This window comes from Brucella pseudogrignonensis (genome assembly GCF_032190615.1).
In the GTDB taxonomy this organism is placed as follows: Bacteria; Pseudomonadota; Alphaproteobacteria; order Rhizobiales; family Rhizobiaceae; genus Brucella; species Brucella pseudogrignonensis_B.
Genome location: NZ_JAVLAT010000001.1, coordinates 832,539 through 855,567, shown reverse-complemented (window position 1 = coordinate 855,567; position 23,029 = coordinate 832,539). Strand labels below are relative to the sequence as shown.

Here is a 23,029-nt window from a genome sequence, read left to right as displayed (position 1 = left end):
TTTAACCATTAATAGTTATGGTTAAGAAACTCCTTTCATTTAGCAGTTGCTAACTAAGTCGCTTAACATAATAGCATAATACAAAACTTAACGTTAAGTTGTATTTAACTTTTCATCGTTAGCGTGGCTTCCACAATTCAGTTCCGACGCAGTTGCGACGAGACAGATTTATGGGACAGACAGATGAACGGTCTTATTAAAACTTTTTGCGCAAGCCTTGCTGTATCGGCTGCAATGATGGCATTGGCTCCTGCGGGTTTCGCCGCAGATTACATCGAACCTGTGCCGGAAGTCGTTGTCGCTCCGCCAGCTGTTGGTGGTTGGTATTTGCGTGGCGATATCGGTTATTCCGCAGCGAAATTCCGTGGCGCAACCTACACCTTGCCGGGTGGCAGTGGTTGTAACACCTGTGGTGACGGCGATCCCGAAATTCATGGCGGCAAGCTGAAAGGCTCGTTTTTGCTTGGCGGTGGTGTTGGTTATCAGGTCACTGATTATTTTCGTACCGACCTGACGCTTGACTATATGACGCGCGCTAAATTCACGAGCGATCGCGATGAAAGCAAGATGTCTGCTTTATCGCTTCTGGCTAACGCCTATGTCGATCTCGGCAATTTCGGCGGCGTTACGCCTTACGTCGGCGCCGGTATCGGTGGCACTCGCGTGAAGTGGAACGACCTCGTCGATACCACCAATGGCGGTGTTCTCTCAGGTGATGCTGACTGGCGCTTCACCTACGCACTTATGGCTGGTGCGTCTGTCGATCTGACACACAATCTCAAACTTGATGCTGGTTATCGTTTCCGCCATATCAACGGCGGCAAGATGTTTAATGGAAACTATGGCGTTGGCGACGGTTACGACAAGGGCATGAATATCCACGATGTTCGTGTGGGTCTTCGGTACATGTTTGGTGGTTAAAACACTGTAACTTGAAATAAAGCCCGAAGCGCTCCGGGCTTTTTTCATTTTATATCCTATAAGCCCGTCAAAATTGCCCATAAATTAGTAATCTGGCTATTTTTTATTTCATATCTTCCGAAATGCCCTTAGAAGGCCGCATCAGAGAGGCGTTGCCTTATAGAAGCATTTTTCGAGACTGTACGCAGTCTGAAGGGAGAGAAATGAAAGCGCTTGTAGCTTTTTCAGATTTTGTTGGCCGCTCTTTTGCTGTCTGGATTATCGTCTTCGCCGTACTTGGTTTCCTGTTGCCATCGACGTTCAGTGTTTTCGCGCCCTGGATTGTCGTGTTGCTGGGCATCATTATGTTTGGCATGGGACTTACGATTTCGACCAAGGATTTTGCGGAGGTCGCCAAACGACCGTTTGAAGTATTGATTGGTGTTTTCGCCCAATTTCTGATTATGCCGCTGCTTGCAGTTTTGCTGACGCGCATTATTCCGATGTCGCCGGAAGTGGCTGCGGGCGTAATTCTTGTTGGCTGTTGCCCGGGAGGTACCGCAAGCAATGTGATGACCTATCTTAGCAAAGGGGATGTGGCTCTTAGCGTTGCTTGTACCAGCGTGACCACTTTGTTGGCCCCGCTGGTAACGCCATTTCTGGTTTGGTTCTTTGCAAGCCAGTATTTGCCTGTTGATGCGATGAGTATGTTCATCAGCATTCTCAAAGTTATTCTCGTACCCCTTGCACTTGGTTTCATTCTGCAGAAGCTGATGCCGGGTCTTGTGAAGGCAGCCGTTCCAATGTTGCCTCTCGTTTCGGTGATCGGCATTGTTTTGATCGTCGCAGCTGTTGTTGCGGTCAATAAGGTTGCAATTGCCCAGTCTGGTGCATTGATCTTCGCGGTGGTCGTTTTGCATAACGGCTTTGGTTTGCTTTTGGGATATTTCGCCGCACGCGCTGCGGGTCTTTCTCTGGCAAAGCGCAAGGCAATTAGCATTGAGGTCGGCATGCAAAACAGTGGCCTTGGTGCAGCGCTGGCCAATGCGCATTTCTCACCCTTGGCGGCAGTTCCGAGCGCCGTTTTCAGCGTGTGGCACAATGTTTCCGGTGCGCTCATCGCAAGCTATTATGCGCGCATGAAAGAAAAACCATCCGAGAAGTAAATCCTCTGGCATTCGAATCCGCCGGTGCTATTCCGGCGGGTTTAGAGCATAAATCCTTAAACTTCAGTCGGTTTGAGGTGAAATCATGCTGTAATTTTAAAGTGTAAAAGCGATATTGGTACGTCTGTTCAAGCGCGCGGCGCTTAAAAAATAAGCCTTAGACGGTCTTGTGAAATTTTTGCTTTCCGATATTTTCATCAGCGGGCCACGCCTCCCCAACGAGGCGCGTGCTATCTGTGAGGATAGGAAACAAAATGACGACGATTGCGAAGCCGGCAGTTCGCCCGGCTAACCCTAATTTTTCTTCAGGTCCCTGTGCAAAACGCCCCGGCTGGTCGCTTCAAGCGCTCGCCGATGCGCCGCTTGGCCGTTCGCACCGCGCGAAAATCGGCAAAAACAAGCTGAAAGAAGCTATAGACCTTACCCGCGAAATTCTCGGCGTTCCGGCTGATTACCGCATTGGCATTGTGCCTGCATCCGACACGGGTGCGGTGGAAATGGCCTTGTGGTCGCTGCTCGGTGAGCGCGGCGTTGATATGGTCGCGTGGGAAAGCTTCGGCTCCGGCTGGGTCACAGACGTGATCAAGCAGCTTAAGCTGGAAGACACCCGCACTTTTGTTGCGCCTTATGGCGAGCTGGTCGATTTTTCTGAGGTTGATTTCGACCGTGACGTCGTTTTCACCTGGAACGGCACAACGTCCGGCGTTCGCGTGCCCAATGCAGATTTCATTCCTGCAAATCGTGAAGGCCTGACCATTTGCGATGCGACCTCGGCTGCTTTCGCGCAGCGTCTTGATTTTGCAAAGCTCGATGTTGTCACTTTCTCATGGCAGAAAGTGCTTGGCGGCGAGGGCGCACACGGCATTCTCATTCTTTCCCCCCGCGCTGTTGCGCGTCTGGAAAGCTATAAGCCAGCATGGCCGCTGCCAAAGATTTTCCGCCTGACTTCTGGCGGCAAGCTGATCGAAGGCATTTTCGTTGGCGAAACCATCAACACGCCTTCGATGCTTTGTGTTGAAGATTATCTCGATGCGCTGAGCTGGGCGCGTTCTGTCGGCGGTCTCGACGGTCTTGTCGGACGTGCGGATGCGAATTTTGCCGTGCTCAATGCCTTCATCGAGCGGACGCCATGGATCGCTAATCTGGCTCAGAAGCCTGAAACGCGCTCCAACACGTCGGTCTGCGTGACGATTGTGGACCCGGAAGTGACCGCATTGTCAGCGGATGAACAGGCGGCTTTTGCCAAGGGCATCGTCTCGGCGCTCGAAAAAGAAGGCGTTGCCTTCGACATTGGTGCGTATCGCGATGCACCCTCCGGTTTACGTATATGGGCGGGTGCGACTGTAGAAGCTTCTGATCTTGAAGCCCTGACTGCATGGCTCGACTGGGCCTTTGCTGCACAGAAAGCTGCTCTGAAAGCCGCTGCATAATCGCAAGCGATGTAGATAGCTGTGGCCGGAGTTGGGACGGCCATAGCCTGCTTGCCTTTCATTATCGTACAATTCGAAGGAGGCCCTTATGGCACCTCGCGTACTCGTATCCGATAAATTGTCGCCGACCGCCGTTCAGATTTTCAAAGATCGCGGTGTTGAAGTTGATTACCTTCCAGATCTTGGCAAGGACAAAGAAAAGCTGCTTGAAGTCATCGACCAATATGATGGTCTGGCTATCCGTTCCGCAACCAAGGTGACGGACAAACTGATTGCTGCAGCAAAGAAGCTCAGGGTCATTGGTCGCGCCGGAATTGGCGTGGACAATGTCGATATTCCGGCGGCGTCGCGCCGCGGTATCATTGTGATGAATACGCCTTTCGGCAATTCGATCACCACTGCAGAACATGCAATTGCACTGATGTTTGCAGTTGCGCGTCAGCTTCCCGAAGCTGACGTTTCCACGCGCGCTGGCAAGTGGGAAAAGAACCGCTTCATGGGCGTGGAAATCACAGGCAAAACGCTTGGTGTGGTTGGTTGCGGCAATATCGGTGCTGTGGTTGCAGCGCGCGGTATTGGTCTCAAGATGCAGGTTGTTGCGTTCGATCCGTTTCTTTCTGAAGCGCGCGCGCAGGAGCTTGGCGTTGAAAAGCTGGAGCTTGATGAACTTCTGGCCCGTGCCGATTTCATCACGCTGCATACGCCACTGACCGACAAGACACGTGGCATCATCAATGCCGAGGCACTGCCGAAGACCAAGCCGGGCGTCCGCATTATCAACTGTGCACGTGGCGGCTTGATCGTTGAAAAGGATCTGGTTGCAGCACTGAAATCCGGTCATGTTGCTGGTGCCGGTATTGATGTTTTCGAGACTGAGCCTGCGACAGAGAACGAGCTGTTCAATCTGCCCAACGTGGTATGCACACCGCATCTTGGTGCTTCGACTTCCGAAGCGCAGGAAAATGTTGCCATTCAGGTAGCCGAGCAAATGTCGGATTATCTGGTCAAGGGTGCCGTTTCCAACGCGATCAACATGCCGTCGATCACGGCGGAGGAAGCGCCGCGTCTCAGGCCTTTCGTCAAGCTTGCAGAAGTTCTCGGTGCTTTCGTTGGTCAGGTGACAGATGAGCCTATTCAGGAAGTCGAAGTGCTTTTTGATGGTGCGACTGCAGGCATGAACACACGCGCTCTGGTCAGTGCAGCTCTTGCCGGTCTGATCCGTCCGCAGGTTGCTGACGTAAACATGGTTTCTGCACCGATCATGGTGAAGGAACGTGGAATCATCGTTTCCGAAATCAAGCGCGACAAGTCGGGTATCTTCGACGGCTATATCAAGCTGACCGTGAAGACCACTGAACGTGAACGCTCGATTGCAGGAACGTGCTTCTCTGACGGCAAGGCCCGCTTTATCCAGATCAAGGGAATCAACCTTGATGCGGAAGTTGGACCGCACATGCTTTATGTCACCAATGTTGATATTCCGGGCATGATTGGTCTGCTTGGAACGATCTGCGGTAAGCATGATATCAACATCGCAAACTTCGCTCTAGGACGTGATCATCCGGGCGGTGATGCCATTGCGATGCTCTACGTCGACGACAGAATTCCACAGGCAGCACTTGACGAACTGATTGCACAAGAGGCAATCAAGGCGGCAAGACCTTTGGAATTTAACGTCGAGGAAGCTTAAACGATATGAATGACGGGATTGAGCAGGCTGAATGGCGGCGGATGCAGGCACAGGATTTTGCAGGCGTTACGACTGTCGCCAACATTGTTCATCCCGACTTCTTCGAAGATGAGGCGGTCTTTCGGGACCGCTTCAACATCTACCCAGCCGGTTGTTTTGTGCTGGCAAAGGGCAGTGAAATCGTCGGTTATGGCATCAGTCATCCATGGAAACTCGATTCGGTTCCCGCACTGAATTCCGTTCTTGGCGAACTGCCAAAAGACATCAGCACCTATTATATCCACGACATTGCACTCTTGCCGGAAGTACGTTCAGGCGGGCAGGCGTCGCGCGTTGTTGAGCTGATGGGCGCTCAGGCAGAGCGTGATGGTTTTGCGACCATGGCACTTGTCGCGGTGAATAGTTCGCACGGTTTTTGGGAGAAAAAGGGCTTCGTTACCCGCGATGTGCCAGCACTCGAAGACAAGCTGAAAGGCTATTCGGATGAGGCGCTCTATATGGTTCGTGCCGGCTAGATCGTAGATATTCTGGATCTGGCGGTCTGCAAATGGCGTTTTTCTCCGCTTCCGGTGCTCATGTACCCAAAAGTACACTCCGCTCCGGTTCTCGAAGAACACCATTTTCGCCTCACCATATCCAGAATCTCAGACGATCTGACGCTACCTTTCCACGTTATCGTGAAAATATTCACATTTTCTGCATGAAAGAGTCGCGCAAGCGGGATTGAGTCTGTATAGAGACGAGGGATCAGCACCTCGCGTTTCATTGACGGGGTTTGCTTGCGATCCTTGGGTTATATTGACGGCTGAGATGCCGTACCGAGGAGTTTTCTCAATGGCGAATGTAGTTGTCGTCGGGTCGCAATGGGGCGACGAAGGCAAGGGAAAGATCGTGGACTGGTTGTCCGAGCGCGCCGATGTGATTGTGCGCTATCAGGGCGGTCATAACGCGGGTCATACGCTTGTCATCGATGGCGTCAGCTACAAGCTTTCGCTTCTGCCATCCGGCCTTGTACGCGGCAAACTGAGCGTGATCGGCAATGGTGTTGTGGTTGACCCGCATCATTTTGTCATGGAAGTCGAAAAGCTGCGCGGCCAGGGCATCGAAATCACCCCTGAAGTTCTGCGTATTGCAGAAAACGCACCGCTTATTCTGTCCGTTCATCGCGAACTGGATGCGATGCGTGAAGGCGCTACGGAAGGCCTCAAGATCGGCACCACCAAGCGTGGTATCGGCCCTGCATACGAAGACAAGGTTGGCCGTCGCGCGATCCGGGTCATCGATCTGACCGAGCCGGACACGTTAGAGCCAAAGGTTGAGCGCCTGCTTGCGCATCACAATCTGCTGCGTCGTGGCATGGGCCTCGAAGAAATCGCGGTTGCCACCATTCTTGAAGAGCTGACCTCGGTTGCAGACAAGATCCTTCCTTATATCGATCAGGTCTGGCGCGTTCTCGACGAACGTCGCAAGGCTGGTGACCGCATTCTTTTCGAAGGTGCGCAGGGCGCGTTGCTTGATAACGACCACGGTACCTATCCGTTCGTCACTTCATCCAATACTGTTGCCGGTCAGGCTGCTGCCGGTTCGGGCCTTGGTCCGACAGCAATCGGTTATGTTCTTGGTATCACCAAGGCTTACACCACCCGCGTTGGTGAAGGTCCGTTCCCGACCGAACTCAATGACGAGATTGGCGAATTCCTCGGCACCAAGGGCCATGAATTTGGCGTGGTGACAGGTCGCAAGCGTCGTTGTGGCTGGTTCGATGCGGTTATCGTTCGTCAGACGGTTCGCACGTCGGGCATTACCGGTATTGCACTGACCAAACTTGATGTTCTCGACGGTCTTGAAGAAATCAAGATCTGCGTCGCTTATGAGCTTGATGGAAAGCGCATCGACTATCTGCCATCCTCGATGGGTGCGCAGGCCCGCGTGAAGCCGATTTATGAAACACTTCCGGGCTGGTCGGAAACGACTGCCGGTGCACGTTCGTGGAACGATCTTCCAGCACAGGCTGTGAAATATGTTCGCCACATCGAAGAGCTGATCGGCGCGCCGGTATCGATGCTCTCGACGAGCCCGGAACGCGAAGACACCATCCTCGTGACTGATCCATTTCAGGATTAGTCGTTCGGAACTTTGCGTTCTGTAAAGAACAAGCCCGGTTTGCCTTTATGGCTGACCGGGTATTTTTTTTAAGGTTTTTTCGCGATCATTTTGAAAGCGTTAGAGCGCATTTCGATCTGATTGCATCACATCGGCGCTCAAATTTTGTATTTTAGTACGCATCTTTTCCGAAAACCGCTTCACACTTTTCGGGATGCGTTCACTTAATCGTTGCCGCAACCTTTGCTTTCTAACGATTATTGTGATTATTGAGGTATTTACTGCATTTCGAACGCGCGGAAACTGGGTAAGACGTATGGCTGATTTTGTAGCGGTTCTGAAAAAGACAATCGATGCACAGGCGGATAAGTCGCCTGAACTGCGGCAGCGTGTCTATGCAAAGGCGCGCGCGACGATTGAACAGAAGCTTGTGACAGCAAATGCTTCGCAAGTTGTGGCAGTTCGCCAACGCAAAATACTTGAAGATGCTATCGAAGAAGTCGAAGCCTTTTATGCGCCGCCAGCTGCCGCACCTGTTGCAGAGCAGCCGTTGCATGATCCGCTTGAAGATTTTCTTGCCGAATCAAGTCAAACATCTTCGGACGAGGCGCCTTTCGTAGCTGGCAATCGGTCCTATTCCGATCATGACGTTGATACTGATGAAGATGCAGCACCCGTGCAGGCGCGTCGTCAGGATGAGTGGTCAGCAGAGCGCGAACAGGATCGCACGGAAGACAAGCCTGCTTATGCACGCCGCGGTGAATATACTGACCCTGTACGTTTTAAAGAAAAGCGCTCTTACAAGGGCCCTATCATTGGCCTGATTGCTGTGCTCGTTCTTGGCGCTGCCGGTTACGGTGTTTGGGCGAACAAAGACAAGTTGCAGGAACTGGCCTCAAGTCTTGGTCGCAGCGATGCACCAGCAAGTGGTGATACGGGAACAACGCAGCCAGAAGCCGGGCAGACCGCAGGTTCTGAACAGCCGCCGACTGGCCAGCCAGCGGCGCCGTCTCAAGAACAGAAAATGACGCAGCGTCTGATGGAAGATGGCAGCGAGAAAGACGAAGGTCCAGCGGGCGGTCAGTCAGGTCTTGGCGAAGGCAAGTCAATGGCGGCTTCAACGCCGGGTGCGGAACAGACCAATACGCAAAGCCAACCACAGGCCCAGCAAGCTGTTGCCGTTGGCCAGCAAGCGCTTCTTTATGAAGAGCGCGGTGGTACGGAAACTGGCTCGGTTGAGCGTGGAACAGTTGTCTGGTCGGAAATACAGGAAAGCCCGGGCGAAGGTGAACCTGCTGCCCCGGCAATTCGTGGCACGATCACGATGCCTGACACCAAAGCCGAGCTTAAACTAACCATTCGCAAGAACACGGATCAGTCCATTCCTGCCAGTCATTTGATTGAAATGGTATTCACTCTACCAGATGATTTTCCGGGCGGCGCGGTCGATAATGTTCAGCGCATCACGTTCAAAGATACGGAACAGGCTGCGGGTAATCCATTGATCGCTGTGCCATCAAAGATTGCCGATAATTTCTTCATTATCTGGCTCAATGATGCGACGACAGCGCAGGACACCAATTTGTCACTGATGCGCCGTTTGCAGTGGATCGATATTCCGATCTCATACCGCAATGGTCGCCGTGCTCTGATCAGTCTTGAAAAGGGTGTTCCGGGCGAGAAGGTGTTTAACGACGTGTTGGGTGCAGGTTAATCATAAAATAAAAAGGCCGCTTCGCGCGGCCTTTTTTATTACCGGCAATCACGCCGGATTATTTCTTTTCAGAGAACGCCTTGATGGCTTTTGCAACTTCAGAAGCCGCAGTTTCGGCAGTATCAAAGCCATTCAGCTCGACCGTCTTACGGCCTTCTGGAAGCTGCTTGTAGACGCGGAAGAAGGCTTCAAGGCGCTGCTGCTCAATCTTTGGCAGGTCAGAAAGTTCTTTGATGTTGTCATAGGTCGGGTCGATTTTTGAGGTTGGTACAGCAACGATCTTGTCGTCCTGCTCGCCACCGTCAATCATCTTCAAAACGCCGATTGGGCGAACCTTGATGATCGCACCTGGCACGATTGGCTCACGGGTATAAACGAGCGCATCAAGCGGATCGCCATCGCCCGCGAGCGTGCTGGTGATCGAGCCGTAATTGGCAGGGTAGACAACCGGCATCGACTGATAGCGATCCACGATGATGTGGCCGGTCTTGTCGTTGATTTCGTATTTGGTGAAGCTGCCCTGTGGAATTTCAATGGCAGTGAAGAATTCTTTTCCGTCCTGCTCTTTCTGCGGGTAGTCGAGATAAGAGACATATTCAGACGCAGATACAGCAGTGGCAGCAGTAAGAGCGAGCGTTGCAGCAAGCAGGAGCTTTTTCATAGCATGACCTTTAAGGCTTCGGTGAAATACGACCTGTTGCCTAAAGACATTGCATTACAGATATTTGACGGTTTTTTATCAGTTGGATGACACATAACGAAACTGCCGCAAATGGTTCCCCAATCGCGGCAGTAGAATGGAATCTAAATTAGCAGGATTATGCGTTGGCTTCCTCGACATGGGTCAATGCCTTATGCTGTTTGAAAGCTGCTGCCTTGACTGCAGCCTGTACCTTTTCGAAGGCACGGACTTCAATCTGGCGTACACGTTCACGGCTGATACCAAACTCACCGGAAAGATCTTCCAGTGTCATCGGGTCTTCCGAGAGGCGGCGCGCTTCGAAGATACGGCGTTCGCGTTCATTGAGCGAATCCATTGCCTGTTCGAGCAGCGAGCGGCGGCTTTCCAGCTCATCCTGTTCAATCAGAACCTGTTCCTGACTGCTGCTGTCATCGACAAGCCAGTCCTGCCATTCGCCTGATTCACCTTCGGCTGCACGCAGTGGCGCATTCAGCGAAGCATCACCGGACAGACGGCGGTTCATGGAAACCACTTCGTCTTCGCTCACCTTCAACTTGGTCGCGATCTGTTTGACCTGATCTGGGTTGAGGTCGCCATCATCAAGCGCCTGAATTTTGCTCTTCATCTTGCGGAGATTGAAGAACAGGCGTTTCTGATTGGCCGTGGTGCCCATCTTCACAAGGCTCCACGAGCGCAGGATATATTCCTGGATTGAAGCTTTGATCCACCACATTGCATATGTGGCAAGGCGGAAGCCGCGTTCTGGTTCAAAGCGCTTGACCGCCTGCATCAAGCCGACATTGCCTTCGGAGATAACTTCACCAATTGGCAAGCCATAGCCGCGATAACCCATGGCAATCTTTGCTACGAGACGGAGATGGCTGGTCACCAGCTTATGTGCGGCTTTCGGATCGCTATGTTCATGATAACGCTTCGCCAGCATGTATTCTTCCTGCGGCTGAAGCATTGGAAAACGGCGGATTTCTTCCATATAACGGGTTAGGCCACCGTCACCGGATGTAATGCTTGGAAGACTAGTACGGGCCATTAAGCACCCTCCTTTATAGTTTCAGGTTCCCGTCTGGCAAACCTGTCGCGCTGGCTGCCTCCTGCACTTCCCTCGCGAACTTACATATATAGGCATGATTTTGGCGAAAACACGATCTCTAACCTCATGAAACAATGTGTCACTAGAATGTGAACACTTGTCATTCCTGAGAGGCCACAACCATTTTGGGTGAAGCCTTGTTTTGAGACCCCGTTTTCGCCCTCAAGGCATAATCTTTACAGACTTAATCTGGCGTTCTGAAACTGTGAGAACTTACAGCGTTATGTAGAGTGCTTGCGGAAATTTTCCAGAAGCGTCTCCATGTCTTCAGGCAGATCGGCCTCAAAGCGCATGATTTCGTCGGTCGTTGGATGCGTGAATGCCAGAAGCCAGGCGTGAAGCGCCTGACGCTGAAAACTGTTCACGGCATTTTTCAATGGCTCTGGCAGCTTGTTGGCCTTGGTCTTATAAGCGCCGCCATAATCCATGTCCCCGACAAGCGGATGACCGATATGGGCCATGTGAACGCGAATCTGATGGGTGCGACCTGTTTCAAGGCGGCATTCGACCAGTGAAGCAAGTGATGTGGCGTCTTCTTGCGGTGCGAATTTCTCGATGGTCGAATAATGCGTGATGGCGTGGCGTGCGTCTTCGCGGTCTTCTTTGACAACGGCTTGCTTGGTGCGATCACGGTGCGAGCGGCCAAGATAGGCGTCGATATAACCTTGTGGACGTTCGGTCATACCCCAAACAAGTGCTTTGTAGGCGCGTTCGAGATCGCCGGTGCGTCCATGATCGGCGAACTGGTCGCTCAAGTGGCGATGGGAATGGTCGTTCTTGGCCACAACCATGACGCCGCTGGTGTCTTTATCCAGACGATGAACAATGCCCGGACGACGCACGCCGCCGATGCCTGACAAGCTATCGCCACAATGATAGATAAGAGCATTCACCAGCGTTCCGGTCCAGTTGCCGTTGCCCGGATGGACAACCAGACCAGCAGGCTTGTTGATGACGATGAGATCATCGTCTTCATAGAGAATATCCAGTGGGATGTTCTCGCCTTGTGGGTCGGCAGGTTCAGGCTCTGGTAGCACGACGGTAATCTTCATGCCTTCGCGCAGCTTTTGCTTCGCGCCACTGGCGGGAACATCATCGATGGTCACATGACCATCAGCAATCAGGGACTGGACGCGACTGCGGGAGAGTTCCGGCCCCAATGCTGCGGCCAGCCACTGGTCTAATCTTTTACCCGCAGCGTCTAGGTCGGCAATTAGTTCTTTCAATTGTCTCTTCCCTTCGTTATCACGCGCCCACGCGGGAGCATGAACCGGAGTCATTTAATGCAGGATCCACACTATCCGAAATATCAGAATCATCAGGATTCTGGATATCAGGACTATCAGCAGGGCTATTACCCGGACCAACAACAACCGGAGCCCCCGCTTGATCCAGCGATGGAGAAAGTCCGTCGTAAGATGGTGCGGCTGCTTGCAGTTTCCATCGGTGTTATGTTGATTGGTCTTATGGCTGTGCTTGTCGCCGTTGTCTACAAGATCAATCGCGCACCGGATACTTCCGAGACAGAAGTTGCGCGTTCAGACATTCCGGGACAGGTGGCGACGCCGATTAAACCGGAACCGCCGAAGCTGATCGAGTCGCAAATCGATTTGACACCCGGCACGCGTCTTTTGTCGCAGAGCCTGTCTGGCGATCAGCTTTCGCTTGAAACGCTTTTGCCCGATGGTGGCACGGAACTCATCATTTATGATTACCGTGAATCGCGCATTCTTGGGCGTATTAAGCTCGGCAACGTCGAATAGTTTTGGATGCGGGCGGCAGATTTGCCGCCCTTTTCATTGCGTGCTGCGGGTCTTATATTAGCAAGCACTGCTTGCGCCCATCGTCTAGCGGTCAGGACGGCGCCCTCTCACGGCGCAAACAGGGGTTCGATTCCCCTTGGGCGTACCAATGAATTGATGGCTCCTTTGGAGGCAGCTTAATTGCAGTGCCAGCGACCCGTTAAGTCCGGGCAACATTTAACCTGCTGCCCATCCCAATAATGATACTCACAATCGTCATTAAACGGCAATTCGTCTCCGATTGCTGTTAGGCTAATATTGGTTACACTTATTATACTGGAGAAAAGAGTTAGAAACAGAATTACCTTTTTCATGCGATATCAAATTCAAGCTTTCTGTGTTTAATAGCTGTCCAGATAGTTCAGGCCCCGCAAATGTGCGGTTCTCATTATTTGTCGTCAACAACCATATTATTAGAAACATATATTCCAGATAGCAAAAATAGCAGTGCAGTATACAGCGCAATCAAGTGCATTCCGCCCACTGGTAACGCATGCTATGTTGTTTTGTGGTTTTGTTTTGACTGCATTTTCGGCTTCTGCGAACTGTACAGAAGAAATGCTAAAGGTTCCAATTATCGTTGCCAATATAACAACTCTACGCATGTTAATATCCTCCCATTTCAATATTAAAGCGCTATGTTGATATCAGATGTTGCTTATTTCAATTCCAATTTTGTGGATAATATTTGAGGGAGCTTACTTTCGACGGGTCCTTTATGGCGCCCTCGAAAAGGTTTAGACATTCCTGATTGAACTGAGGAAGTATGGAATGATAGCGGCTTATATCGGATCTGCTTTACTCAGTGCTGGCGTTTATCTCACTTTGAGGCGGATGGCGCGAAAAAAGAGCCGGTTGATCGCTATAAGTATCTTCCTGGTGTTGTGTGTGGCCTTTACTGTGTGGTTTATCAACACAGGTGGCTATTATGGCATCATCGGTACAAATGGCATTGATCCGGATTGGGCGCGCAAATAAAGTGGCGGTGAAAACATAGTTTTCATGTTGTTTTGCTATCCCAATTCCACCGATAGAAATATCTCATTAATTGACGAATAGGTGTCCATGATGTCCCGCTTCACACGTGTACTTGCGGCGCTGACCGCAGCAACTGCGTTAATGACGGCTGAAGTTCAGGCCTGTACCCGGATTGTTTATCATGGAGAGCAAGGGCGCGTGCTTACGGGCCGAAATATGGATTTTAAGGATCCTATGGTCAGCAATTTCTGGGTCTTCCCGCGGGGGATGAAGCGCAATGGTGAAGCCGGTTCCCGCTCGAAGGAATGGACGTCGAAATATGGAAGCCTCGCTGTGTCGGGCTATGATATTTCTACTGTTGACGGCATGAATGAAGCTGGCCTCAATGCAAGCCTGCTGTGGTTGAACGCAACCCAGTTCCCAAAAGATGATGATGCAACGCCTCGCATGTCACTGGCAATATGGGCACAATTTTATCTGGATCAGTTCGCGACTGTTGCTGAGGCTGTAGAATACACCCGCAGCCAGCCATTTGATGTGGTGAGCGGTGAAGTGCCCGGTCGTCCGGGCAGTCTCGCACCGCTCCATCTGACACTGTCCGATTCTTCCGGCGATAGTGCCGTGTTGGAATGGATCGATGGAAAGCTTAAAATCCATCATGATCGTTCGTATCAGGTGGTTACGAATGATCCGCCATTTGATTTCCAGCTTGCCAATCAGAAATATTGGAGCGCCCTCAATTTGTTGAACTTTCTTCCGGGCAGTGGCCGCTCAGAGGATCGTTTCGTGCGCGCAGGGTTCTATGTCAATGCCGTGACGCAGACTGAAGATCCGAGGATCGCTGCGTCTGCAGTTTTTAGTGTTATCCGCAATGCTTCAGTGCCTTATGGAGTTAGTCTGCCTGATGCGCCCAATCTCTCGACTACAAGATGGCGCGTTGTGGCCGACCACAAGAGTCTGACATTTCACGCAGAATCGGCGACATCGCCAAATGTTTTCTGGGTCGATCTTAAGAAGCTTGATTTCTCTGAAGGAGCAAAGGTGCTGAAACTCGATCTTGGTGTGGATATGAGCCGTGTGCTTGTCGGGGAGGCTTCTGATGCCTTTGTGGAGGTGAAGCCGTTTGTTTTCCAGGCGGCAGAATAAATCGCTGGATGAGAGGCTGTGTCACTCTTTTAACGGGTTCTGATGAACCACAACCTCCCCGGGTGCACATTTTAATAAAAGGCTTGGGGAGATGTTGATCAATCCAGTTGCAAAAATTTGCAACTGGAACACCGTGCGTGCATAATCAATCTATGAGTGAATCGCACAAGAAGCCCGATTATGAGCAGGAACTGAGGCAGGCAGGCGTTCGTATTACGCGGCCTCGCAGGATTATCCTGAACATTTTGACCGAGACTGAAGATCATCCAGATGCACTGGAGATTTTCAGGCGGGCGGTGGTAATTGATAGCAGCATTTCGCTGTCAACCGTCTATCGCACGATGAAATTGCTTGAAGAGTTGGGTGCTATTCACCGTCATGCATTTGCAGGTGGGCCATCGCGCTTTGAGCAAGCAAGTGGCGCACATCATGACCATATCATTGACATGGACTCAGGCGACGTCGTTGAGTTTCGTTCGGATAAAATCGAAAAGCTGCAGGAAGAGATCGCACGCCAACTTGGCTATGAGATTGTGCATCATCGTCTCGAACTTTATTGCAAAAAAATAAAATCCTAATGGAACCAATCATCGCGACCGGCGTTTTCATTATGAAGGTCGCAACCCGCCCCGCAAGCGACCTTCATGGTTTACTTCGACCTCCCCGTATGAAGTGAACAGCGAGAATGTCGCGCAGAAGCCCCCGTTATGCAGCTGGCGTTCCGCATTTTCTAAAGAAAAGCCGTTGTGACAGAAGATCGCAACGGCTTTTCTTTTGCTGGATCATTTAGCCGAGAAAAAATGGTCAGGAATCGAACTGCTCAGCGGGCACGGTCAGCGTGTAAACAGCGCCGTTGCCATCAACACGATACTCGGCTCGCCCGCCGACGGATGAGGGTACGATGCGCTGGAGAACTGCACTGCCAAAGCGGGGATCATGTTTGATCTCAGGCATGGACGGATTGGTCTCTTCCCAATGCAAGATCAGCTCTTCGTCGCCCTTATCGCTGCGCTGAACCTTAGCCGATATGACGACGCGGCCATAAGGAATAGACAGGCCACCGAAAGACGTTGCGTTGATAATTAATTCATGCAGTGCCAGGCCAACGTGCAGCGCCGCGCCGGGGAAGAGATAAGGATCATCACCCTCGATGGTCAGGCGTTCATCCGTAACATCGATGTATTTTTCGATCTGTGAATGCACGAGGTCGAGGAAGAGCGCACCATGCCAATTGGAATCGGTGACGAGATCTTGCGAGTAAGAGAGAGACTGAATGCGTCCGCGAAATTTTAGCAGGAAGTCGTCAACGCTATCAGTGAAGCGCGCCGTTTGACTTGCAATGCTTTGAACGATGGCCAGTAAGTTTTTTGAGCGGTGGCTGACTTCGCGTAGCAGCGTTTTTAAGACCTGCTCGCGACGTTTCAGCTCGCTGATTTCAAGCGCTGTCGTTACGAGACCGAGTACGTTGCCATCCGAATCATGGTCGCAATCGATATGGAATTCGATCCAGCGTAACTTATCGCCATCGTTGATCGCCAGTTCGACATTTTGCGCGGTGCCAGTTTCTAAGGCGGCACGCTTTGCATGTTCCAGACGAGACATTGACGTTGAGAAAATGAAATCACAATCCCGCCCGCCGGCTTTCCACTTTTCCTGCCAGTATGGAGGGATATTTTCACCCCATATGTAAAGCAGATCAGGCGATTGATAGAGAACGCAGATATTGTTGTTTCTCACAGCGCCCAGAAGGGCGCGAAGACGGGATGCATCTGTCTCGATATTTTTGCGGGAAGAGTTAGGTGTTGTCATGAAGGCCTCAACTGCCGCCCGTTATCGAGTACAAATGATTGAAGGAATGATAAAAATATCGATTTTTGATTTATGTTGTTTTCATCAAGAAATCGAGAAATGCAAATACACGAAGAAGATTTAAACGAAAGAGTATGATCTTTAAGTTCACTATTCACGCCGTCATCGAACAGTGCGAGACGGCGTGAAGTTTTCGAAAGCCGAGCCGGATTAATTAGCCGCTCGCCCTTGATGGTTAAGCCTTGCGAACCACCGAGGCGATAAGGGAAATAACCAGCAACGCCAGAAATACGAAGAACAGTATTTGCGCAATCCCGGCTGATGCACCGGCGATACCACCAAATCCTAGAGCGCCTGCAACGAGAGCTACGACGAGAAATACAAGAGCGTAATAAAGCATTTTGGGTCTCCTCTGTTTTCATTGAAAGAGAAACGTCCCACCTATGCTTTTGGTTCCTCGAAATAGACAATTTGAAGGTCCAGACCTCAAAAAAATCACACTTTTTAGCGGATGACTTTTGTTTAAAGCAAGCTCCCCCTGTGAAGGCTATTCTTCGCAGGGGGATAAGCTTACGGACTACAATTGTTCTTTAAGCCGCTGCTTCGGCAGATTCTTCAAAAAACAAAGCCTGACTGATTAACGCCTTTACCATGTCTGGGTTAAATGGCTTTGTCACAAGGAAAGTCGGCTCGGGACGCTCTCCGGTCAAGAGGCGTTCTGGGAACGCTGTGATGAAAATCACCGGGATGGTGCCGTCGGTTAGAATTTCATTGACGGCATCGATGCCGGAACTGCCATCAGCAAGCTGAATATCGGCAAGCACCATTCTTGGTCTTTGTTTGTTGTAAAGCGCGACTGCTTCGTCTTTCGTGCGCGCAATGCCGACAACCTCATGACCGAGGCTCTCAACCATTTGCTCAATATCCATCGCTATCAATGGCTCATCTTCGATGATCATGATGCGCGTTGCGACTTGCTTTGATATTTCAGTCGAGGCGGAAGCGAGGATGGAACTGAATTCTTTTTCGTTCAATTCCAGAATTTCAGCGGCTTCCCGATCATTAAAACCTTCAACTGCGACCAAGAGAAACGCCTGACGTGGCAATGGTGCGATCACGGACAAATTGCGTGCTGCCTGCTTTTCCCAAGCGAATTGGGACGAAGGCTCGGGTACCTGTACGGATGCAGTTTTATAAAGATTGCAGAACAAGCGATAGAGCGCAATCCGGTCTGTAGAACACGGCGGGAAGATGCTTATATCTGCGATCAAAGCTTCCAGCGTTGCTGCAACATACGCATCACCAGAGACCTGAGTGCCTGTAAGCGCGCGTGAAAAGCGGCGGAGATAGGGAAGATGCGGCGCGATACGCGTCGATAACGTCATGATTATATAACTCCTCGTTGCCGCAGTTTTCATTCTTTTCACATCAACCTGACAGCGCTGAAGCCATGAGGTTAATGTTAGAGAGCGCGGCATTATGGTATTTAAAACTACACTCAGTCGAAAAAGTTCCACGCAATGAACGTTATTTGTGGAACTTAATGGATGTTGATGCATTAATCCATCTGAGTAGCAGCTGGGTAATTGATAAATGGCGATGTGCCTGGATTGAATAAGAGATGACTGAAAAGAAACACCTTCATGCGAACGGGGCCGGTATCCGGCTCAACGGGCGCGTCCAGAAGGACATTTTGGGTCCGAACTGCGAGGTCGGTCTTAAACTAAAAGCGCTTTATAGCTCGATACAAGACGAGAGCATTCCAGATCGTTTTCTCGATTTGTTGGAAAAACTCGATCAGGCTGAACAGGAGAGTACGCGTGAGCACAGCACTGGTTCCGTCGGCTGAGGAGATGGCGCAGTTCAAGCGCGAGCTTCTCGCGTCTTTGCCCAGTCTGCGCGCATTTGCAGTTTCATTGATCGGGCAGCACGACCGAGCCGATGATCTTGTACAAGATACTATTATGAAAGCCTGGGCCAAACAGGAATCGTTCGAGTTGGGCACCAATATCAAGGCCTGGCTTTTTACGATTCTAAGAAATGAATTTTATACACAGATGCGCAAACGCGGTCGCGAAGTGCAAGATACGGATGGCGTATTCAGCGAGCAACTTGCTGTTCATCCCTCGCAATATGGGACGCTTGATCTGCAGGATTTTAAGGCGGCACTTGAGCAGCTTCCTGATGACCAGCGTGAAGCAATTATCCTGATTGGTGCGTCTGGTTTTGCTTATGAAGAGGCGGCGGAGATTTGCGGTTGTGCTGTCGGTACAATCAAGAGTCGCGTTAGTCGAGCCCGCACGCGTTTGCAGGAAATATTGCAAATCGATGGAGAAGCGGATTACGGCCCGGATGCCAGTTCTTCCCGCGCTACGTTAAGAAGCTTCGCCTAATCACTAGGCAGGGCTACTTGAATAAAATGTTTCGCTCGTGTTTGCTTATCAAACCAGCGTCAGAAAACTGTAGTGGTTTTCGACGCTGGTTTGAAGATTCTAAACTAAGCGTATTATTTCGATCGTGGACTGACCTTTGCCATCACCATTTTCCAGCGGCCTGTTAAAACCATCCATACGACCGATAGCCGTTATCGTGTCGTTGAGCCTCGTGCTGTTGTCCGCTTTGATCACGTTGTTTTTGTCAGCGGGTGTAAACAATCAGATTGTCGATATCTCTAAAAATTTCGAACTGCGTGAGCAGGTCGGAAAAGTCATGCGTATTGCTTATAATATCGAAATGAGCCGCCGGGGCTATTTGTTGACTCTGGATGATGCCTATCTCGATCTTTATCAGCGCTCCATCGTCAATATTGATCAGACCCTAGCCGATCTCGGCGTTTTGACAAAAGACAATCCACAGCAGGACGGTCGAATCAGAATCATAAAAGCGCTGGTTGAGCATGCACATGACGATGTGCGACAAACAATTGATCTCGCCAAGGCTGGAAATGTTCAGGAAGCGATCAAGAAGGTGCGCAGTGATGAGGGCAAGGTCCTCATGGATCAGCTTACCGAAACCGTATCGCAATTCATCACGATAGAAGAAAAGGAACTGGCTGAGCGCAATAAGCATATTGACACTATGCGCTATTGGATGACGGTGGCCTCCGTAGTGGCGCTTATTTCTGGCGCCATTCTGGCATTTTTGCTGTTTTCACGTGTCCAAAGAGTCGTTCGCGCTCTGTTTGAAGGACAATCGGTCCTGCTATCTCAAAATGAATTGCTTGAAGAGCGGGTTAGGGAGCGTACAGCGGAATTGGAACGCGAGCGCTCTATTGCGGAACGCGAACGCAAGCGCGTGGAAATATTGTTACAGGACTCCAACCATCGTATTGGCAACTCACTCGCAACAGTTTCTTCCTTGCTGGGGCTTCAACTGCGTCAAACGAGAAGCACGGAAGCGCGTGCTGCGCTTTCTGCTGCGCGCGATCGTGTTCAGACGGTTTCAACGGCGCATCGTCGGCTGCGCTTGGGCGAAGATATGGAATCGACTCGCGTTGATGAATTTCTGGAAACGGTGATCGAGGATATCCGCCATGCAATTGGCGAGGATCGCAAGATTAGCTTTCAGACAGATCTGGCCCCGCTTGATCTGAAAGCGCGTGACGTTACGACGATTGGCATTATTCTTGGTGAGCTGATCACGAACGCAATTAAGCACGCCTTCAAAGGCCAGCAGGAAGGCACAATTTCCGTCAGCTTTAAACATGACGATGAAACTGGTGTGCTGGTTTTGATTGTTGAAGACAACGGGATTGGCTTGCAGCACGACGAGGCGCTCAGCACCAAAGACCAAGCCGGCTTGGGTACGCTGGTTGTTGAGCAGCTTTGTATGCAGTTCGGTGAGAAGCCTGTTTATTCCTCTTGTGAAGGGGGAACAGGAACACGCGTTATTGTACGGCTGTCGGGGCTTAAAGAGCATGAAAAAGAAACAAACAGTGAAACATCACAATGAAAAAGCTCCCGCTGAAATTTGCGGGAGCTTTTATTTTTCAACGCTTTTTCTTGTCTGAGAGTAGGCTCACAAGCGCAATGCCTGCCAGCGGCAAAGCAACCGCCAGTATAGGACGCTTTAGAATAGAAGGCACCGTTGCGATTGCAGCGGTAGCCACCAAGGCGGACTTATCAGCTTCAATGCGTTGTTTGCGTCTTTTCTCCTCTGCTGCGGCCTGAATTTTCAAAACAGCCAAAATAAGCAGAGCAATAATAAGCGAAAGCCCAGCAAGAATGAGGGCTGCAATTGGACCACCATAATTCTCGGCGAGAGCCAGAAAAGCTGCGACACACAGAAATACCACTGCAATCAGACCGAAGATTGCAATCGCCGTCCCGAAAATGGCTGCTCTTTTTGCTCGCCCGGTGAGGAGTTTAATCTCATCACCGGCGAGCGTTGCCACGACTGGTGCTAATAGCTTCAGCATGACAAAATTTAGCGACGTGAGAGAAGGGCTAGGAGATAGCCCACGCCAACTGCAGTCGCGAGCGAAGCGATGGGTCGTGCACGCACTGTTTCTGTCAGTTGTGCTTCAACGTCGTGTGCCTTGTTTTTCAAGTCACCAACAACGTCTTCGCTCTGAATATAGGCGCTCTTATAGGTTTCTTTTGCGGTGCGCTTCGCATCGCGTACTGTCTGCGAACCAAGATTGGTAAGCGTGGCCGCAATTGCAGCAATATCTTCCTTAAGCTGCTCGACCTGCGCCTGAAGGTCGTCCGTTGTCGAATCCGTCAGTGCGTCTTCGATTTTTTCTTCGATCTTCCGCGTGCTGGTTGTTCCGCGCGCCATGGCAGGCCTCCTGTTCGATCACTGATCTTGGATTTTAAAGTTCGACCAGTATAACGTTTATTGAGGCCCAATGGTTGCATGCAAACCAGTATATCGGCAACACAATGTGTCATGAACCGTCTGGCATGGTAAATGCGCCGGTGATGACCGCTATCTTAAAGCTGTGTTCTTAGAGCGTGTTGCACTTATTCGTATTCACGGCGCTCGCGCTGAGTCCCCGTTCTTACGCATGCCGGTGTCGGAAAACCGGTTCCCACGTTTCCGCGACATGCTTTAGGCGAAAAGCAGGTAGGCAGTTCCGATCAACACGATTGCAGCCAGTCCATAATGCGATGGTTTCAAAAGCGGTTGAGGTGCAGGCAACGGGTCATCATTGCCAGCCATTGCAGTGCGTGCTGCGTTTTCGAGCGTTTGAATGTCTTTGAACATCATTGATGTGCCCTCCACAAGCCTTTTGCAAATCCGTGCATTTCAGTTGAAATATCGGTTTGTCTGTTATTGTCGTATCAGGTCTGATTTGAACTGCTTACGCAATAGCTATTTCTACGCAGTTGCTTTTTCTAAATACCCGAAAAATAGGGAAAATGCCGTATTTGATGAAACATGACTTGCATCATCATGTTAATGAGAGTTAAGAAAAGGCCGATCAGGCGCCGGGATGGTCTGCATGGATGATCTGTCATGTGCGCTTGAACCTGAACAATCAAAAGGCGATCAAAATGACTGGTTTCTGGCGAAAGAGCTTCACGGCTGCGGCGATGGGCATTGGGCTGCTGGCATTTGCAGGTTCTGCCGCTGCGCAAAGTACAGTTGAGCCATCGACGACCAGCCCGGCGGTTACGAGTCAGGCGCCGACCACCCCCGCACCCGCTGCTCCAGCTGCTGAACAGCCAGCAGCGGAAACGCCGCCCGTTGGTGCGCCAGCAGGTGAATCAGCCGCAGTACAACAGGCGTCACCTGAAGTGGCCCAGCCTGTAACATCGGCTGAAGTAGCGACTCCAGCTTTCGTGTTGCCACATGATCTTTCGCCTTGGGGCATGTTCATGGCGGCTGACTGGGTGGTGAAGTCGGTCATGATCGGCCTTGCGGTAGCTTCGCTTGCGACCTGGACCATATGGGTTGCCAAGTCGCTCGAACTTGCTGGTGCACGCAGTCGCGCCAAGCGTGCACTCAAAGTTATTGGCCATTCTGCGACGCTTGTTGAGGCGGTCCGTTCGCTTGATGGTGTGAAAGGTCCAGCTTCAATTCTTGTGCGTGCAGCAGAAGATGAAGTTCGCCTATCGGGACTGGCATTGTCGCGCGCGGGTGGCGATGGTCTGAAAGAACGCGTGTCCTCGCGTTTGTCACGCATCGAAGCAAAAGCCGGACGCCGTCTTTCAAAAGGCACCGGCATTCTGGCAACGATCGGTTCTGTTGCACCGTTCGTCGGTTTGTTCGGCACCGTTTGGGGTATTATGAATTCCTTTATCGGTATCAGTCAGGCGCAGACGACCAACCTTGCGGTTGTTGCTCCCGGTATTGCTGAGGCGCTGCTGGCAACGGCTATTGGTCTTGTCGCAGCTATTCCGGCGGTTGTTATCTATAACGTATTCGCACGCTCTATCACTGGCTACCGCTCACTGCTCGCTGATGCGAGTGCTGGCGTTGAGCGCCTTGTTAGCCGTGATTTCGACTTCAGGACCGCTGGTGTTTCTGAAGGCAAGTTGCACGCTGCGGAGTAAG

The 23,029-nt window shown here is 51.1% G+C and carries 24 protein-coding genes and 1 tRNA gene; 16 read left to right on the top strand and 9 right to left on the bottom strand.

Annotated elements, in window-relative coordinates; translation table 11 throughout:
* Positions 1–183: 183 nt before the first annotated feature.
* The 7 genes from RI570_RS04205 to RI570_RS04175 all read left to right on the top strand — a co-directional run bounded on the left by RI570_RS04205 (position 184) and on the right by RI570_RS04175 (position 9,003).
* A complete protein-coding gene (locus RI570_RS04205; RefSeq protein WP_313827136.1) occupies positions 184–921 on the top strand; it encodes a porin family protein in 738 nt (245 codons plus the stop codon).
* A 203-nt stretch (positions 922–1,124) separates the two neighbouring features.
* The gene (locus tag RI570_RS04200) at positions 1,125–2,066 is read left to right on the top strand and encodes a bile acid:sodium symporter family protein (RefSeq protein ID WP_313827135.1); all 942 of its coding nucleotides are present in this window, start codon (positions 1,125–1,127) and stop codon (positions 2,064–2,066) included.
* A 254-nt stretch (positions 2,067–2,320) separates the two neighbouring features.
* Entirely contained in the window at positions 2,321–3,496 is a 1,176-nt protein-coding gene (locus tag RI570_RS04195) for a phosphoserine transaminase (protein WP_313827134.1), read from the top strand.
* Positions 3,497–3,584: 88 nt separating this feature from the next.
* Positions 3,585–5,186, top strand: a complete 1,602-nt coding sequence (gene serA, locus RI570_RS04190; protein ID WP_313827133.1) for a phosphoglycerate dehydrogenase — start codon at positions 3,585–3,587, stop codon at positions 5,184–5,186.
* 5 nt (positions 5,187–5,191) lie between these two features.
* On the top strand, positions 5,192–5,701 hold the full coding sequence (locus tag RI570_RS04185) for a GNAT family N-acetyltransferase (RefSeq protein ID WP_313827132.1): 510 nt from the start codon (positions 5,192–5,194) through the stop codon (positions 5,699–5,701).
* Positions 5,702–6,020: 319 nt separating this feature from the next.
* Positions 6,021–7,310, top strand: coding sequence for an adenylosuccinate synthase (locus RI570_RS04180; protein ID WP_313827131.1), 1,290 nt, complete (start codon positions 6,021–6,023; stop codon positions 7,308–7,310).
* Positions 7,311–7,605: 295 nt separating this feature from the next.
* Positions 7,606–9,003 (top strand): transcriptional regulator, encoded by a 1,398-nt coding sequence (locus tag RI570_RS04175; RefSeq protein ID WP_313827130.1) that lies wholly within the window; start codon positions 7,606–7,608, stop codon positions 9,001–9,003.
* Positions 9,004–9,061: 58 nt separating this feature from the next.
* On the opposite strand, the gene RI570_RS04170 is transcribed toward RI570_RS04175, so the two are convergent.
* The 3 genes from RI570_RS04170 to RI570_RS04160 form a co-directional block, all read right to left on the bottom strand.
* Complete coding sequence (locus tag RI570_RS04170; RefSeq protein WP_250041079.1) at positions 9,062–9,664, bottom strand: inorganic diphosphatase; 603 nt, start codon at positions 9,662–9,664, stop codon at positions 9,062–9,064.
* Between the two features lie 157 nt (positions 9,665–9,821).
* On the bottom strand, positions 9,822–10,733 hold the full coding sequence (rpoH, locus tag RI570_RS04165) for an RNA polymerase sigma factor RpoH (protein ID WP_310015233.1): 912 nt from the start codon (positions 10,731–10,733) through the stop codon (positions 9,822–9,824).
* A 281-nt stretch (positions 10,734–11,014) separates the two neighbouring features.
* On the bottom strand, positions 11,015–12,073 hold the full coding sequence (locus RI570_RS04160) for an RluA family pseudouridine synthase (RefSeq protein WP_313827129.1): 1,059 nt from the start codon (positions 12,071–12,073) through the stop codon (positions 11,015–11,017).
* Positions 12,074–12,076: 3 nt separating this feature from the next.
* On the opposite strand from RI570_RS04160, the gene RI570_RS04155 reads away from it, so the two are divergent.
* From RI570_RS04155 to RI570_RS04135, 5 genes are all read left to right on the top strand, one after another.
* The gene (locus tag RI570_RS04155) at positions 12,077–12,556 is read left to right on the top strand and encodes a hypothetical protein (protein WP_250041076.1); all 480 of its coding nucleotides are present in this window, start codon (positions 12,077–12,079) and stop codon (positions 12,554–12,556) included.
* Between the two features lie 73 nt (positions 12,557–12,629).
* Positions 12,630–12,704 (top strand) — tRNA-Glu (locus RI570_RS04150).
* A 662-nt stretch (positions 12,705–13,366) separates the two neighbouring features.
* Entirely contained in the window at positions 13,367–13,573 is a 207-nt protein-coding gene (locus RI570_RS04145) for a hypothetical protein (RefSeq protein WP_313827128.1), read from the top strand.
* 90 nt (positions 13,574–13,663) lie between these two features.
* Entirely contained in the window at positions 13,664–14,719 is a 1,056-nt protein-coding gene (locus RI570_RS04140) for a linear amide C-N hydrolase (RefSeq protein WP_313827127.1), read from the top strand.
* Between the two features lie 152 nt (positions 14,720–14,871).
* The gene (locus RI570_RS04135; RefSeq protein WP_313827126.1) at positions 14,872–15,297 is read left to right on the top strand and encodes a Fur family transcriptional regulator; all 426 of its coding nucleotides are present in this window, start codon (positions 14,872–14,874) and stop codon (positions 15,295–15,297) included.
* Between the two features lie 226 nt (positions 15,298–15,523).
* Here the strand turns inward: RI570_RS04135 and RI570_RS04130 are convergent, their stop codons facing one another.
* The 3 genes from RI570_RS04130 to RI570_RS04120 all read right to left on the bottom strand — a co-directional run bounded on the left by RI570_RS04130 (position 15,524) and on the right by RI570_RS04120 (position 17,913).
* Positions 15,524–16,528, bottom strand: a complete 1,005-nt coding sequence (locus tag RI570_RS04130) for a sensor histidine kinase (RefSeq protein WP_313827125.1) — start codon at positions 16,526–16,528, stop codon at positions 15,524–15,526.
* A 235-nt stretch (positions 16,529–16,763) separates the two neighbouring features.
* Positions 16,764–16,928 carry a DUF1328 domain-containing protein gene (locus tag RI570_RS04125; RefSeq protein WP_187544061.1) on the bottom strand — a complete coding sequence of 55 codons (165 nt, stop codon included), beginning with the start codon at positions 16,926–16,928 and terminating at the stop codon, positions 16,764–16,766.
* Between the two features lie 190 nt (positions 16,929–17,118).
* Positions 17,119–17,913 (bottom strand): response regulator, encoded by a 795-nt coding sequence (locus tag RI570_RS04120; protein WP_313827124.1) that lies wholly within the window; start codon positions 17,911–17,913, stop codon positions 17,119–17,121.
* A 236-nt stretch (positions 17,914–18,149) separates the two neighbouring features.
* Here RI570_RS04120 and RI570_RS04115 point away from each other — a divergent pair, with 236 nt between their 5' ends.
* The 3 genes from RI570_RS04115 (at position 18,150) to RI570_RS04105 (ending at position 20,479) form a co-directional block, all read left to right on the top strand.
* Positions 18,150–18,377: a NepR family anti-sigma factor gene (locus RI570_RS04115; RefSeq protein ID WP_313827123.1), complete on the top strand. Its 228-nt coding sequence runs from the start codon at positions 18,150–18,152 to the stop codon at positions 18,375–18,377.
* A 4-nt stretch (positions 18,378–18,381) separates the two neighbouring features.
* A complete protein-coding gene (locus RI570_RS04110; protein WP_313828543.1) occupies positions 18,382–18,921 on the top strand; it encodes an RNA polymerase sigma factor in 540 nt (179 codons plus the stop codon).
* Positions 18,922–19,057: 136 nt separating this feature from the next.
* A complete protein-coding gene (locus RI570_RS04105; protein WP_313827122.1) occupies positions 19,058–20,479 on the top strand; it encodes a sensor histidine kinase in 1,422 nt (473 codons plus the stop codon).
* Between the two features lie 37 nt (positions 20,480–20,516).
* Here the strand turns inward: RI570_RS04105 and RI570_RS04100 are convergent, their stop codons facing one another.
* The 3 genes from RI570_RS04100 to RI570_RS04090 form a co-directional block, all read right to left on the bottom strand.
* Positions 20,517–20,945 (bottom strand): hypothetical protein, encoded by a 429-nt coding sequence (locus tag RI570_RS04100; RefSeq protein WP_313827121.1) that lies wholly within the window; start codon positions 20,943–20,945, stop codon positions 20,517–20,519.
* Between the two features lie 8 nt (positions 20,946–20,953).
* Entirely contained in the window at positions 20,954–21,307 is a 354-nt protein-coding gene (locus RI570_RS04095) for a DNA gyrase subunit B (RefSeq protein WP_313827120.1), read from the bottom strand.
* 273 nt (positions 21,308–21,580) lie between these two features.
* Positions 21,581–21,739 (bottom strand): hypothetical protein, encoded by a 159-nt coding sequence (locus tag RI570_RS04090; protein ID WP_313827119.1) that lies wholly within the window; start codon positions 21,737–21,739, stop codon positions 21,581–21,583.
* Positions 21,740–22,026: 287 nt separating this feature from the next.
* Between RI570_RS04090 and exbB the strand changes: the two genes are divergently transcribed.
* Positions 22,027–23,028 carry a tonB-system energizer ExbB gene (gene exbB, locus RI570_RS04085; RefSeq protein ID WP_409558616.1) on the top strand — a complete coding sequence of 334 codons (1,002 nt, stop codon included), beginning with the start codon at positions 22,027–22,029 and terminating at the stop codon, positions 23,026–23,028.
* Position 23,029: the final 1 nt, after the last annotated feature.

What these genes read in the sequence shown, in the direction of transcription:
- serA (WP_313827133.1), top strand. Translation starts at nt 3,585, where the DNA reads ATGGCACCTCGCGTACTCGTATCCGATAAATTGTCGCCGACCGCCGTT.
- RI570_RS04185 (WP_313827132.1), top strand. Translation starts at nt 5,192, where the DNA reads ATGAATGACGGGATTGAGCAGGCTGAATGGCGGCGGATGCAGGCACAG.
- RI570_RS04115 (WP_313827123.1), top strand. Translation starts at nt 18,150, where the DNA reads ATGACTGAAAAGAAACACCTTCATGCGAACGGGGCCGGTATCCGGCTC.
- RI570_RS04195 (WP_313827134.1), top strand. Translation starts at nt 2,321, where the DNA reads ATGACGACGATTGCGAAGCCGGCAGTTCGCCCGGCTAACCCTAATTTT.
- RI570_RS04170 (WP_250041079.1), bottom strand. Translation starts at nt 9,664, where the DNA reads ATGAAAAAGCTCCTGCTTGCTGCAACGCTCGCTCTTACTGCTGCCACT.
- RI570_RS04135 (WP_313827126.1), top strand. Translation starts at nt 14,872, where the DNA reads ATGAGTGAATCGCACAAGAAGCCCGATTATGAGCAGGAACTGAGGCAG.
- RI570_RS04090 (WP_313827119.1), bottom strand. Translation starts at nt 21,739, where the DNA reads ATGATGTTCAAAGACATTCAAACGCTCGAAAACGCAGCACGCACTGCA.
- RI570_RS04175 (WP_313827130.1), top strand. Translation starts at nt 7,606, where the DNA reads ATGGCTGATTTTGTAGCGGTTCTGAAAAAGACAATCGATGCACAGGCG.
- RI570_RS04095 (WP_313827120.1), bottom strand. Translation starts at nt 21,307, where the DNA reads ATGGCGCGCGGAACAACCAGCACGCGGAAGATCGAAGAAAAAATCGAA.
- RI570_RS04145 (WP_313827128.1), top strand. Translation starts at nt 13,367, where the DNA reads ATGATAGCGGCTTATATCGGATCTGCTTTACTCAGTGCTGGCGTTTAT.
- RI570_RS04155 (WP_250041076.1), top strand. Translation starts at nt 12,077, where the DNA reads ATGCAGGATCCACACTATCCGAAATATCAGAATCATCAGGATTCTGGA.
- rpoH (WP_310015233.1), bottom strand. Translation starts at nt 10,733, where the DNA reads ATGGCCCGTACTAGTCTTCCAAGCATTACATCCGGTGACGGTGGCCTA.
- RI570_RS04205 (WP_313827136.1), top strand. Translation starts at nt 184, where the DNA reads ATGAACGGTCTTATTAAAACTTTTTGCGCAAGCCTTGCTGTATCGGCT.
- exbB (WP_409558616.1), top strand. Translation starts at nt 22,027, where the DNA reads ATGACTGGTTTCTGGCGAAAGAGCTTCACGGCTGCGGCGATGGGCATT.
- RI570_RS04100 (WP_313827121.1), bottom strand. Translation starts at nt 20,945, where the DNA reads ATGCTGAAGCTATTAGCACCAGTCGTGGCAACGCTCGCCGGTGATGAG.
- RI570_RS04125 (WP_187544061.1), bottom strand. Translation starts at nt 16,928, where the DNA reads ATGCTTTATTACGCTCTTGTATTTCTCGTCGTAGCTCTCGTTGCAGGC.
- RI570_RS04180 (WP_313827131.1), top strand. Translation starts at nt 6,021, where the DNA reads ATGGCGAATGTAGTTGTCGTCGGGTCGCAATGGGGCGACGAAGGCAAG.
- RI570_RS04120 (WP_313827124.1), bottom strand. Translation starts at nt 17,913, where the DNA reads ATGACGTTATCGACGCGTATCGCGCCGCATCTTCCCTATCTCCGCCGC.
- RI570_RS04200 (WP_313827135.1), top strand. Translation starts at nt 1,125, where the DNA reads ATGAAAGCGCTTGTAGCTTTTTCAGATTTTGTTGGCCGCTCTTTTGCT.
- RI570_RS04130 (WP_313827125.1), bottom strand. Translation starts at nt 16,528, where the DNA reads ATGACAACACCTAACTCTTCCCGCAAAAATATCGAGACAGATGCATCC.
- RI570_RS04160 (WP_313827129.1), bottom strand. Translation starts at nt 12,073, where the DNA reads ATGACTCCGGTTCATGCTCCCGCGTGGGCGCGTGATAACGAAGGGAAG.
- RI570_RS04110 (WP_313828543.1), top strand. Translation starts at nt 18,382, where the DNA reads ATGGCGCAGTTCAAGCGCGAGCTTCTCGCGTCTTTGCCCAGTCTGCGC.
- RI570_RS04140 (WP_313827127.1), top strand. Translation starts at nt 13,664, where the DNA reads ATGTCCCGCTTCACACGTGTACTTGCGGCGCTGACCGCAGCAACTGCG.